General features: G+C 56.1%; 12 protein-coding genes. 10 read left to right on the top strand and 2 right to left on the bottom strand.

Translation table 11 applies throughout. The features are described from left to right. Positions 1-18: 18 nt before the first annotated feature. Positions 19-195, bottom strand: coding sequence for a hypothetical protein (locus C8R31_RS15945; RefSeq protein ID WP_181320361.1), 177 nt, complete (start codon positions 193-195; stop codon positions 19-21). Between the two features lie 500 nt (positions 196-695). On the opposite strand from C8R31_RS15945, the gene C8R31_RS02885 reads away from it, so the two are divergent. The 3 genes from C8R31_RS02885 (at position 696) to C8R31_RS02875 (ending at position 3,599) form a co-directional block, all read left to right on the top strand. Beyond that, positions 696-1,550 carry a neutral zinc metallopeptidase gene (locus C8R31_RS02885; protein WP_107692541.1) on the top strand — a complete coding sequence of 285 codons (855 nt, stop codon included), beginning with the start codon at positions 696-698 and terminating at the stop codon, positions 1,548-1,550. A gap of 29 nt (positions 1,551-1,579) precedes the next feature. Then, positions 1,580-1,894 (top strand): phage protein NinX family protein, encoded by a 315-nt coding sequence (locus C8R31_RS02880; RefSeq protein ID WP_107692540.1) that lies wholly within the window; start codon positions 1,580-1,582, stop codon positions 1,892-1,894. Positions 1,895-1,979: 85 nt separating this feature from the next. Next, positions 1,980-3,599 (top strand): phosphatidylserine/phosphatidylglycerophosphate/cardiolipin synthase family protein, encoded by a 1,620-nt coding sequence (locus C8R31_RS02875; RefSeq protein ID WP_107692539.1) that lies wholly within the window; start codon positions 1,980-1,982, stop codon positions 3,597-3,599. 105 nt (positions 3,600-3,704) lie between these two features. Here the strand turns inward: C8R31_RS02875 and C8R31_RS02870 are convergent, their stop codons facing one another. Further along, on the bottom strand, positions 3,705-4,349 hold the full coding sequence (locus C8R31_RS02870; protein WP_107692538.1) for an SRPBCC family protein: 645 nt from the start codon (positions 4,347-4,349) through the stop codon (positions 3,705-3,707). A 278-nt stretch (positions 4,350-4,627) separates the two neighbouring features. Here C8R31_RS02870 and C8R31_RS02865 point away from each other — a divergent pair, with 278 nt between their 5' ends. From C8R31_RS02865 to C8R31_RS15775, 7 genes are all read left to right on the top strand, one after another. Then, a complete protein-coding gene (locus tag C8R31_RS02865; protein ID WP_107692537.1) occupies positions 4,628-5,125 on the top strand; it encodes a hypothetical protein in 498 nt (165 codons plus the stop codon). A 193-nt stretch (positions 5,126-5,318) separates the two neighbouring features. Next, a complete protein-coding gene (locus tag C8R31_RS02860; RefSeq protein ID WP_107692536.1) occupies positions 5,319-6,713 on the top strand; it encodes a peroxidase in 1,395 nt (464 codons plus the stop codon). A gap of 115 nt (positions 6,714-6,828) precedes the next feature. Continuing rightward, positions 6,829-8,406 carry an alkaline phosphatase D family protein gene (locus tag C8R31_RS02855; RefSeq protein ID WP_107692535.1) on the top strand — a complete coding sequence of 526 codons (1,578 nt, stop codon included), beginning with the start codon at positions 6,829-6,831 and terminating at the stop codon, positions 8,404-8,406. A gap of 71 nt (positions 8,407-8,477) precedes the next feature. Then, on the top strand, positions 8,478-8,939 hold the full coding sequence (locus C8R31_RS02850; RefSeq protein ID WP_375136113.1) for a CreA family protein: 462 nt from the start codon (positions 8,478-8,480) through the stop codon (positions 8,937-8,939). A 376-nt stretch (positions 8,940-9,315) separates the two neighbouring features. Continuing rightward, positions 9,316-10,578, top strand: coding sequence for a GAF domain-containing sensor histidine kinase (locus C8R31_RS02845; RefSeq protein WP_181320359.1), 1,263 nt, complete (start codon positions 9,316-9,318; stop codon positions 10,576-10,578). Between the two features lie 443 nt (positions 10,579-11,021). After that, the gene (locus C8R31_RS02840) at positions 11,022-11,459 is read left to right on the top strand and encodes a CHRD domain-containing protein (protein WP_107692532.1); all 438 of its coding nucleotides are present in this window, start codon (positions 11,022-11,024) and stop codon (positions 11,457-11,459) included. A gap of 207 nt (positions 11,460-11,666) precedes the next feature. Continuing rightward, entirely contained in the window at positions 11,667-11,936 is a 270-nt protein-coding gene (locus tag C8R31_RS15775) for a hypothetical protein (protein WP_146164534.1), read from the top strand. Positions 11,937-11,989: the final 53 nt, after the last annotated feature.

The raw sequence follows: 11,989 nt of genomic DNA, 5'->3' as shown, positions 1-11,989 counted from the left end.
ACCCCTGATCTACCGATTCTATTTCGATGACTCGGCGGGCGCTTCCTTTTTCACCGGGTTCTGAACTGTATAGCCTTCCTCTTTCATCTTGTATCCGCCGTACGCCCCAACTCCTCCCGCTGCAAGGAGCCAGCAACCGGACAGTGCCGGGATGACAAGCAACAGCATGCCAACTTGAATCATTCTTTTCATCATGCCTCCGCAATCTAGTAATAAAAGTGGTGCAAATCCACGTGGTATCTGTTCGCGCTGATATTCATGTTCGAATGCCCCGATCAGAACGAGCAAGGGTACATGCATATGATAACGCATCGCAAAATTAAAAGCAGACCTGGCGAAACTCAACCATTGAATCATTGAATGTGTGGCAATGAGTCGGTAAAGTGTTCATCAGTCGCTGCATGGAACTAACCCCGTGGAGATAACCCCACCGGTCCGTGCCGATCTGTGCTAAATATGATGATCTGCGCACCGTTGGCGCACTTTCCCCGCGAGGACGACTGGAACGCGAACACGGAGGTTCGCCATAACCACTTGAATGTTGTGGTAGACCTGGAACTATAATTTTCACGCATTGCCTTTTTATACAGGGAAAGCTGTATGAACATGCGTAATCAAGATCGGACGTGGCTTAGCCATAGGCGCGATCAAGCAAGGGAGCACATGTCTCCTGTTACACGGATGAGGAACCTCGCATGAAATGGGAGCGCCAACGTCAGAGTAGCAACGTCGAGGATCGCCGGGGCAGCGGGTATGGCATCGGCGGACGCGGCATCGGCATCGGCACAGTTATCGTGGCGCTGCTCGGCGGTTTGCTGTTCGGGGTGGATCCGCTCACCATGCTGAGCCTTATCTCGGGCGGTGGCGCAATCCAGGAGCAAGGGCCGGCACCAGCTCCACCACCCGACGACAGGCACGCGGCCTTTGTTTCAACTGTGCTTGCCGATACCGAAGATGTGTGGGCAGGACTCATGCAGCAGGAGGGCGCCACTTACCAGGCGCCTAAGCTGGTGCTGTTTCGCGGAGCGACCATAACCGCCTGTGGCCACGGCAGCGCCGCGATGGGACCGTTCTACTGCCCGGACGATCAGCGCATCTACATCGATCTTGATTTCTTCGACACGCTGGAGAGCCGGCTTGGCGCTACCGGGGACTTCGCCCAGGCCTACGTAATCTCGCACGAAGTCGGTCACCATGTGCAGAACCTTCTGGGGATTTCGGACCGTGTTAACCGCCTGCGCAGGCAGGCACCGCAAGCCCAGGCGAATTCCTTATCGGTTCGGGTTGAACTGCAGGCGGATTGCCTTGCCGGGGTCTGGGCTTTTCATTCGCAGAAATCGAAGGGATGGCTCGAGCAAGGTGACATTGAAGAAGCCCTGAATGCCGCCGCAAAAATCGGGGATGACTCGCTGCAGCGCAAGAGCCAGGGCACGGTTGTGCCCGAAACCTTTACCCATGGAACAAGCGCACAGCGAGTGAGCTGGTTCTCGCGCGGGCTGAAAAGCGGCAGCCTGAGGCAGTGCAATACGTTGGAAACCGGCCAGCTATGACATACCGGAAACGGTGAAAGGGAAATCTAATGAAAGTATCCGAGCTTAAGGATGAGCTGCTCGATTACTGGGTGGCCAAGGCCAACGGCGCAGCGGAGGTGCATGTAGTTGACGCACATTGCCTCATCGACCATGTGCGCTGGGAGCCGTCGGCTGACTGGTCTCAAGGCGGGCCGATCATAGAGAGGGAGGGGATAAACCTGGGTCACAGCCTTGAACCGGGATCGGAACATTGCGTAGCCTACATGAGGTCGGGCCGAAACCGGCAAAAAGGACTCACGCCACTGGTAGCGGCAATGCGTTGCTATGTCGACTCCAAGTTTGGCGAAGAGGTCAGCGATTGAGAAAGTCCTACAATCACAATCATATTTCCACGCCTTTGCTGGCTGCACATATCGTGCGCCACGCACACGAGCTAGCCAGATACACATGGCCAACGCGAAGCTGAACGAATCCCCCCGCGAAGCGACGTCCACGCCGCGCGTCCTGGCGGCTCAGGCCTTCTCGCGCGCAGCCGGCGCGCCGCTCGTTCACGGCAACAGGATTCGCCTGCTCAGGGACGCGGAAGAGAATTATCCAGCTTGGCTGGAAGCGATCCGCTGCGCGAATAAAACGATTCATTTTGAAAATTATATTATTCGCGACGATGACATCGGCGAGCAGTTTGCTAACGCGCTTATTGCGAAGGCAAAGGAACGTGTGACGGTAAGGCTGATCTACGACTGGATGGGCGGCCTTACGGAAACGGGTAACGCCTTCTGGAGGCGCCTGAGTGAAGGAGGCGTCGAGGTTCGATGCTTCAATCCGCCGCGCTTCGACAGTCCCCTGGGCTGGTTAAGCCGGCTGCACCGCAAATCGCTCTGCGTGGACGGTAGCGTTGCCTATGTCAGCGGGTTATGTGTCGGACGGATGTGGACGGGTTTTCCGGAAAAGAATATTCCGCCATGGCGCGATACAGGCGTCGAGGTACGTGGCCCCGTGGTAGCCGACATCGTGCACTCCTTTTCGCGCGCGTGGGCTGAGACCGGGCCGGAGCTGCCTGCGCACGAAATTCCGACGCGGGATTCGCTGCCGACAGTAGGAGCGGTAGACATAAGAGTCCTTGGAGACAGCGCTGCGACAGCCGGATTATATCGGCTGGAACAGTTGATCGCAGTGCTGGCGCAAAAAACACTCTGGCTTACCGACGCATACTTCGTCGGCACCACAAGCTATGTTCAGGCATTGCGGGGCGCGGCAATGGACGGGGTGGATGTCCGGCTGCTTGTTCCAGGATCAAGCGGCGATCTCAGGTTTTTGCGGCCGATCTCGCGCGCGGGTTATCGACCATTGCTGGAAGCCGGAGTGCGCGTCTTTGAATGGAACGGGTCAATGCTTCACGCCAAAACTGCCGTCGCAGACGGGCGTTGGGCCCGTGTCGGCTCAAGCAATCTCAACCTGGCGAGCTGGATCGGAAACTGGGAACTCGATGTGGCCGTGGAAAACCTTGAATTTGGGGACGAAATGGAGCAGATGTACCTCCAGGACCTGGACAACGCGACCGAAATCGTGCTCAGCGAGAAAAACCGCGTACGCCCGGTTGCCAGCTCCCGGGCGAACAAACCGGCTCCACCTGAACCCAGGGGGCTGCGTCAACCCCGGCGCGGAAGTGCCAGCCGATTGACGGCGGGGGCGATTCGGGTGGGAAATACCGTTGGAGCCGCGATTACCAACAAGCTTGTTCTCGGCGCGGCCGAGGCAAAAATCATGCTGTTTGGCGGCGCGGTGCTGTTATCGCTGGCTGTGGCCGCGCTCCTGCATCCGTTGCTGATAACGGTTCCTTTTGTGCTGATCGCCGGCTGGATAGGCATCTCGCTACTGATCAAGGCCTATCATTTGCATGTGAACGGGAAAGACAATGCCGCTTTCAACGGGCAGTCCAACAGAATCGATGATAGCGGCGGGCCTGTCAAGAGCCGCGCGGAAACGCCCTTGCTGCTGCGCGAGATAAGGCCTAAAACGCCGGCCGCGCCTGAGGGGGCGTCGGCCGATCAATCACGTGAGACCTGAAACGCTGAAGCGCCGAGACGTCCAGGCAATCTCCCTGCGGCAAACGCATCCTGCATGGGAAAATGAGATTCTACGGACACAAGACAATTATCTTCAACCGTGCAGCTATGGCTCGCGGCTGGCGATTTTAACCTGGTTGCGTCTGATCATTTCATTGACGAGTTCCGCGAACTGCTCGCGCGCTTCATGCTTTATGAAAGCATTTCCCACCATCGGAGGAATCCAGGTGCCGGGAATGAAAACCGCATGATACGTTATGCGGGTTTGATCCCCTTCGAGAGTTAGCTGTGTCGTCTCTTCCAGTTTGCGCATGCTGCCGCTCGTCAGACGCTCTTGAATCTTGCTAAAAGGAAACAAATCAATTTCCCGCTTTGAGTCGTAGGAAAAAGTAAGAAAGCCGTACTTTGTCGCCCCCTTTTGAGAAACCCACACGCGATTGCCCGTTCTGCCCGTGACCCTGCTGGAAATAACGCCGGAATTAAAGTTGGGTATATTGTCAAAATCGGTTAAAACCGCCCATGCCTGCTCAGGCAGAATCGGGACAACAAAGGTCGCCTCCACGGTAATCTGTTCACCATCGTTCCGTACCCGGACGGCAATGTTCTTGGCGGAGAGCGCGTCGGAATTTCTGCTCGAGATCGAGGCTGGCGCTGATACCCTGCCGGTCCGCGTTTCATCCCCGGCGACGACGGCATTACCCAGAAACAGGTTTATAAGCACAGCGGCACACGTGATTTCAAATCTTTTCATCACGATCCATTTTCAGCTTGAGGGTTTGTCGTTTATTATCGCCCAATCGCGGGTTTGAGCAAAGCTCATCGGCTGTTTTTGAATGCCTGGCTACCGTGTTCGACTGTGCGCCAGGCCGGCTGAAAAAGCCATTAAAGCCCCTATACACATAATAGTATTATCCAGGCGAATAGCCGGGACGATTTATGAGTCCACTGTATGCGCGACTGGCAATAACAAGGGGCTGGGGCTGGAGCTGGAGCCGGTCACGATCATGAGGCAATCCGAGGAGACGCGATATGGGTTTATTTGACTTTAGCACCGGCAAGAGCGATGACGCCGATCCCGGCGCGACCAGGAGAAAACCGGTCCAGAGCCCGTTGACCTTGATCATGACGATCCGATCGTCCGAAGACTTCGAGGCGCTCAACGCCCGTATCCAGGAAATTCAATCCGCTCCACCGGAACAAAACCCGATCTGGATTGCGCTGGACAAGCTCAGGATCGTGCATTTTGCACGCTTCGTCTTCCTCGAAAACAATACCAAGCTCGCGATCATAACCACCTATGACGGGTCCTTCGATGACTATCTCAATGAATTCATAGACGAGATTGGCGACATTTTTAACGCGCTTCTCGAGCACATGGAGGGGGCGCCGCCGCTTCCTGTTCAGCGCAACCGCAGCCAGTTCCGGGAATACGTCAAAGCCAACGACCTGGGCGGAATTGAACCGTTTTACAGCGCCTACCCGAGCGCAACGGTACTGGATATCCAGGCGGCACTCACGGATGGCTGATCATTACGGCTGACCGAAGTGGCTGATCGCCGTGCCAACCGCCATGTCTGATCGCGATGCCCGATCATTTATCCGGCTTGAGATCGCTATGACGAAGGCTTACGCTGACTTGTGAGCATGGTTGTGGGCAATAGAAATAGAGATAGAGGCGAAAGTAGCAGCCTGCACCTGCATTAACCCCATACTTTGACTCATGACTATGCCAGACTTGGCGCATGCAGATATCCAGGGGTTCATCCTCCGCACTTACGCGATGCCGGCGCTGCGCGTATTTGCCTTGAAGGTTGTGGAGCCCCAGGCGGCACGACATTTTCTCGGCGAACTCGTCAAAGGCGCCAGCAGTTCCCAGGATCTGCCGCAACTCGCGACCGCGACCGACTGGACCGTCCAACCGTCATATTGCCTGAATGTCGGCCTTACCTATCCCGGCCTTGCTGCGCTCGGGGTTCCGCCTGACTCGCTGTCGTCATTTCCGGAGGAGTTTGCGGCTGGCGCGGTGGCCCGCGCCGAACGAGTCGGCGATACCGGGCGAAGCAGCCCGGAAAACTGGATCGGCCAACTTGCCAGTCCCAACCTGCATGTCCTGCTCTTCCTTTTTGCGCAGACGGAAGACGTGATGGAGCAGGTTACTACCCGGATCAGGGCTATGTACGCCAGCGACGGGGCTATGTCCGAGCTATCCCTGCAGGAAGCCCGCAGCCTGCCGGAAAGCAAAGCACACTTTGGCTATCGCGATGGTTTCGCTCAACCCACCATCGACGGCGGCCTCCCGCATGCCATGCCGGATGTGCTACCGAAGGCGCCGGCTGGAGAATTCCTGTTCGGTCATCCCAGCCAGTACGCGGACTTCACCTACCCCGCGCCCATCCCACCCGCCCTCGGCGAAAATGGCAGCTTTGCCGCGTTTCGTATCCTGTCCCAGGATTGCGATGGCTTCGAGCAATTCCTGACCGAGGCCGCGATCCAGACGGGGTTGGACCGCGAGCTGATCGCGGCCAAGCTCTGCGGGCGGTGGCGAAATGGCGTGCCGCTGTCTCTATCGCCGGATTCCCCCGGGGACCATATCCCGCTGGAAAAGCGTAACAGCTTCGACTACGTGCCCAGCACGAGCGTGCCGGATGCGTTTGATGACAGGCGCGGCTACCGCTGCCCGCTCGGATCGCATATTCGCCGCATGAACCCGCGCAACTCGGTCGTGGCCGGCAATAGCGGCCTCAAGCGCCGCATTATCCGCCGCGGCCTGCCCTATGGCCCGCCCTACGATCCGTTGAATCCCGGCGACGGTATCGACCGCGGATTGCTCGGTTTGTTCATTGGCGTCAGCATCAAGGATCAGTTCGAATTCTTGATGTCGGAGTGGGCCAATAAGGGAAGCTTCGCGCCCGGGTTGCGCGACACCCGGGACCCTATCATTGGCGATAATTCGGTCTCGGACGCGACGTTCCTTATCCCCGTGCAGGGCCAGAAGCGGCCCATTGAACTTTCCGGGCTTTCCAGTTTTGTGAATTGCCGGGGCGCGGCCTATTGTTTTCTGCCCAGCGCCACCGCAATCCGCTATATTTCTGCTTTGTCTCCTTCTCCAGCCTGATACCGTGCGGGCCCCGAAACATACCATGGGCATCGCGGGCACAACCTATACTGTACGTTACCGGTGCGCAAATACGCCGGGTACGGCGGTGACTTCAATATGAAGGAGAATTGACATGGCGTTAAAGCTGGGTCCCATCCTCTCGTTCAGGGGCTTGAAGGGAAATACTGAACGGCAATGGCGCGTGTCCGTGCTGATCGTCCGCGACAGCGGCGAAAAAAAGCCGTCGCTCGAATGGCAAGCCGCCGGTCCAGGCTCGGCCCCGGCCACCGCGTCTACAGGGGCGACGGCAAAATTACTGGCGACATTCCCCGATGCCTCTCCGGCCAGGCAAGCGTGGCGGTTTGATTTTGTCGTAACGCTCACCGGGAGCCCGCAAAAAATCAGCTATCGCATCAAAGGCGAACCCTCCGGTTGGGAATTTCATGTGCCTGCGAAAGGCGCTATACCTAACATGGCCTATACCTCGTGCACCGGATTTTCCTCCAACAAGCTGATGCAGAAAACAGAAGATCCATATGGCATGGTCCGGAATCTTATCCGCCAGCATTCTGATAGTCCGTACCATCTGCTGCTGATGGGGGGCGACCAGATCTATGCCGACCCGATGTTCGATACGCTTCCCGAGTTGCACGATTGGCTCGCGCTGCCGCGGCAGAAAAAAATATCCCATCCTTACACCCCGGAGATGGCGAGTGCGGTCGAGCATTTCTATCGCGAGCTGTATGTGAAGTGGTGGGGGCAGACGGACCTGACAACGCTGTTCGCAAGCGTCCCCACCTTCATGATGTGGGACGATCACGATATCTTTGACGGATGGGGTTCTTACGATCCAGGGCTGCAGGCCTCCGACGTGTACCAGGGGCTCTTCGCAAGCGCGCGCGCCGCTTTCGCGCTGTTTCAGCTGCAACTCGCCGAGGACGAAGCGCATCCCGCCAAAATACCCGGTCAGCAGGCTTTCAGCCTGGGGCTGAACCTGGGACCCCTTGCCATCGTGGCGCTGGATATGCGCACCGAGCGCAGCGACAACCAGGTCATTTCGCAGGTGTCCTGGAAAGCGGTGTACGACTGGCTCGACACGCTGACCGGCAATTGCACTCACCTGCTTGCAATGAGTTCCATCCCCGTGGTCCATCCCGATTTTTCGGAACTGGAAAAAGCGTTATCAATCTTCCCGGGCCAGCAGGAACTGGAAGATGACCTGCGCGACCAATGGAACAGCATACCGCACAAGCAGGAGCGCCTGCGCCTGATCCATCGTCTGTTGGATTTCTCCAGATCCCGGCAAAGCCGGGTCACGCTTCTCTCCGGGGATGTGCATGTAGGCGCCCTGGGCCTCATACGCGACCTGCGCAGCGACGGAGGAGGCACAGGTCAGGAGATCATCCAGCTGACCTCATCCGGAGTCATTCATCCGCCTCCGCAGGGGGTGGCGATGTTCTTTCTGGAGAACGCCGTAGGCAAGGAAATGTCGACCGATCGGGATATCAGTTCAGTGATGATCGAATTCCCCGGCACCCACCAGTTCTATATCGGCGCACGCAACTGGCTGGCGCTGGAACCGGATGCCCAGCGCCGCATCTGGGCCAACTGGCATATCGAGGGCCAGCCCTACCCCTACACACAGGTCATACACCCGGTTAATTTTGCAATGCCGAAGGCATCGGTTGGAAAAATCGGACAGCCCGGCTGACCGGGAGTCTGACGGACATATATTTGACGAGGAAACAAGGAATGGCGAGAGATCAGCGGGTTATCCGAACAATGGTTTTTGCATTCTTCTACGCGCTGTCCGCAGCGCCGGTGCAAGCCGAAATGATCGGGGAAGTGGATACAGCTTTTCGGTGGCTCGGAAAGGACGACCGCGTGGTCATCGAAGCGTATGACGATCCCAAGGTACAGGGGGTGACGTGCTTTGTTTCACGCGCCCGGACAGGAGGTATAAAAGGCACGGTTGGCCTTGCGGAAGATAGGGCTGAAGCCTCCATCGCCTGCCGGCAGGTGGCCGAAACCCTGCATTTCACCGAAAGGCTTCCGCGGCAGGAAGACGTGTTCACCGAACGCATGTCGATCTTGTTCAAGCGCCTGCATGTTGTTCGGGTCGTTGACCCAAAACGCAATGCGCTCATCTATCTCACTTATTCCGACAGGATCATAGAAGGCAGCCCGCAAAATAGCGTTACCGCCGTTCCTGTCACAAGATCCACTCCCATACCGGTTAAATAGGCAATAACGCCGGCAGATAACGCCTTGACGCGTCTTTAAGGCCAGAATCGAAAGCGGGAGCATCCGATAGGCCGGATGACAGAGTCGCATTCCGCTTGTACCGCCTATTGTCTGGTTGGGCCTGGTTCTCAAGCAGCAAAAGCAGCAGCCGCAATTTTGCGGCTCTGAGCGGCTTGTCTGTTATCTGGAATGCTGAACGAATAATAAGATACCACTCTGAGGCTCTGATGATTCACCGACAGCCCGCAGCCGGCGCGCCTATGAAAATGACTTGCGCGGCTTCATTGCCTTTACATGAATGCGAGCTGCGGCCGCGATCAATGCGCGGCGTCGTATCCTTAAGCCCTCCGTGCCTGCTGTACAAGGTAGCGGGTATATGAAAATTGATCGGGCTCAAATGCCACTGAATGAAACAGACCGCCTCCTTGCATTAAAACAATACGATATATTGGTTGAGCACTCCATCGACGGCACTTTTAATCGAATTACCGCCTTGGCGGCGCGACTGTTTAATGTCCCGGTTTCGATCATCGGCATTGTCGATGTCGATCATATTCGCCTTGTCTCGAAGTATGGCCTTGAAACCACCGAAATCAGGTTTGCACCCGGACTCCCAGCGGCCGCAATGCTGTGGGAATCACCTTGTATTGTTGAGAATACGAGCGTTGATACCGGCCTGCTTACAAAAACGCTTGCAGCCGAGGTGACCGGTATGGGGTTTTATGCGGGAGCGCCTCTGATCACGACACAAGGTTTCAATTTGGGCGGGCTATGGATTATTGATCGCGAACCTCGAGTATTGAACGAGAGAGACATCGCCAACTTACAAGACCTGGCGTATTTAGTCATGCGTCGAGTGGAATCAAGTTTAACCTCCAGTCGAACATTGGCACAGATAATCCGAAACAAAGCTGCCAATAAAAAAACGAGTTTGGAGCAATCGGAAATTATTTCCAGTATGAGTCATGAATTACGAGCGCCCCTAAATGCCATACTTGGATTTGCCCAGCTTATGCAAATGGGTAATCCACCGCCAACGCCATCCCAAAAGACAAGTATTGAACATATTCTTGAATCGGGATGGTATCTATTGAGTCTCATTAATCAACTCTTGCATTCTGCAGCGATCGAATCGGGTGAATTATCTCTGTCCCAAACACCGCTATTACTAGTCAATATCCTGAAAGAATGCGAAACGATGATTAAATCCCTCGCCCAAAAAAAGAATGTCAGATTGCATATTTCCCGATACGGGCTTCCTTCGCATGTTCTCGCGGATGAGACCAAGTTGAAGCAGGTTCTAATCAATCTTCTTACCAACGCGATTAAATATAATCGGGAGGGGGGCAATGTCACCGTTGAGTATTCTCAAAATGAGTCCGGGATGACCCGCATCAGCATCCGGGATACAGGTCCCGGATTGACGCAAGAACAAATCAGCAAATTGTTTAACCCGTTCAATCGGCTTGGCCGGGAAGCCGGCTCCGAGGAGGGTACTGGGATTGGATTGGTCGTTACCAAAAAACTGATTGAATTTATGGGAGGAGAAATCGGTGTTGAAAGCTCTGTCGCGGTCGGTAGTACATTCTGGATTGATGTGCCATCAGCCGAACCGCCGCAATTCAAAGTCAATGAATGATGGGCGAACGAACAGAGTAAGGGAATACGCTCTGTGCGTTACGAGCCCGTGGCGAACGAGCAATACGCATCCCGAGAGATTGTCGTAGTAATTGATGGCGCTCTCCAAGGCGCAGCGTTAGCCGCTTAGCCCAGAATAAAATGGCGCAACAGGCCAGTAATCAGCGGGACAACATGAACGTAACTTGTGGAGATGTCCGGCAATTCACCTGCTAATCTAAATGAGCATTGCTCACCTACGTACGCTACCGTACGGACTCATCCTGATCGAATAGGTAGAATTCGACCTATTGGCTGCCTCCCGCCGTCACAAGACCAATATGCGGCCGCCCCAATATTCCTATCCCGTTAAAGTAAAGCGGAAAAAGCGCGGAACCTGAAAGCGGCGGAACCAGTTAAGCAGCCACCACCGTTTTTAACCTTTTCACCGAAGGAGATAACTCAATGAGCATAATTCTACGCAAGTCGCGATTCACCCTGGCACTTCTTGCATTCATGGCCGCCGCCCTGGCCGGGGTCTCCGGCTTCGCCACGGCGGGCGAAATCAAGATTACGCTGAGCGGCGACCAGGAGGTGCCTCCAGTCCAGACTTCTGCATCCGGAACCGGGACCATCACGGTTGAGGATGATAAAACCATCAAAGGCAAGATCATCGTTAGTGGCATCAAGCCTACAGGTGTGCATATCCATGAAGCGCCCACCGGCAAAACGGGCGATCCCATCATCAGCCTCGAAAAGACCGGTGAGAACGAGTGGTCGGTCCAAAGCGGCGCGAAGTTGACGGACGCGCAATACGATGCGGCCAAGGCGGGGGGCCTCTACATCAACGTCCATAGCAATGAGCATAAAGGCGGCGAGATACGCGGCCAGATAAAACGCTGACCGGAACGAGGCCTATCGCTGCCGGCTTGGACCTTGCCGATCTAGACTTGCTATCGCCGAACCGGTGGAACCAATAACACGGCAGTATTGGGAGAAATGGAAAAAAGCGCTGCCCGTAGCACCGGGCTCGCTGCGCTTAGCACTCTGGCGCGTAGTCAATCCCAATGACGGCTTACTAAGCTATTCGAGATCTTCAGAATATAATTCATGAAAACCTACATGCAGAATTCCCAGAGCCAGAACCTACCAGATGGGCCGGGGCGCACAGACCGCCCCGATCACCCCAGTCCGGGACCCCGTCCCGATCCCGCTCCGGAAAAACCGGTACAGGACCCGCCCCGACCTATCGACCCGGACAAGCCACGCGAAGATCCCCAGCCTTTCGATCCCGACAAGCCGGTAGATCCCCGGCCAATCGATCCCGACCCCTCTCCCGGGGATCCCATTGTAGACCCGGCGGACGAGCCCTTGCTCTGATGCCGGATTCCGGTTGGGCATTGCTGGCCCTAACCTGAAGAACAGGTCCTTCC

Source organism: Nitrosospira sp. Nsp2 (assembly GCF_003050965.1).
GTDB lineage: Bacteria > Pseudomonadota > Gammaproteobacteria > Burkholderiales > Nitrosomonadaceae > Nitrosospira.
The sequence above is the reverse complement of the archived record's forward strand: the minus strand, read 5'-3'. Positions and strand labels throughout refer to the sequence as shown.

Bases quoted from the DNA above. Each gene is read 5' to 3' on its own strand.
- C8R31_RS15945 (WP_181320361.1), bottom strand. From the start codon at position 195: ATGATGAAAAGAATGATTCAAGTTGGCATGCTGTTGCTTGTCATCCCG.
- C8R31_RS02885 (WP_107692541.1), top strand. From the start codon at position 696: ATGAAATGGGAGCGCCAACGTCAGAGTAGCAACGTCGAGGATCGCCGG.
- C8R31_RS02880 (WP_107692540.1), top strand. From the start codon at position 1,580: ATGAAAGTATCCGAGCTTAAGGATGAGCTGCTCGATTACTGGGTGGCC.
- C8R31_RS02875 (WP_107692539.1), top strand. From the start codon at position 1,980: ATGGCCAACGCGAAGCTGAACGAATCCCCCCGCGAAGCGACGTCCACG.
- C8R31_RS02870 (WP_107692538.1), bottom strand. From the start codon at position 4,349: ATGAAAAGATTTGAAATCACGTGTGCCGCTGTGCTTATAAACCTGTTT.
- C8R31_RS02865 (WP_107692537.1), top strand. From the start codon at position 4,628: ATGGGTTTATTTGACTTTAGCACCGGCAAGAGCGATGACGCCGATCCC.
- C8R31_RS02860 (WP_107692536.1), top strand. From the start codon at position 5,319: ATGACTATGCCAGACTTGGCGCATGCAGATATCCAGGGGTTCATCCTC.
- C8R31_RS02855 (WP_107692535.1), top strand. From the start codon at position 6,829: ATGGCGTTAAAGCTGGGTCCCATCCTCTCGTTCAGGGGCTTGAAGGGA.
- C8R31_RS02850 (WP_375136113.1), top strand. From the start codon at position 8,478: ATGGTTTTTGCATTCTTCTACGCGCTGTCCGCAGCGCCGGTGCAAGCC.
- C8R31_RS02845 (WP_181320359.1), top strand. From the start codon at position 9,316: ATGAAAATTGATCGGGCTCAAATGCCACTGAATGAAACAGACCGCCTC.
- C8R31_RS02840 (WP_107692532.1), top strand. From the start codon at position 11,022: ATGAGCATAATTCTACGCAAGTCGCGATTCACCCTGGCACTTCTTGCA.
- C8R31_RS15775 (WP_146164534.1), top strand. From the start codon at position 11,667: ATGAAAACCTACATGCAGAATTCCCAGAGCCAGAACCTACCAGATGGG.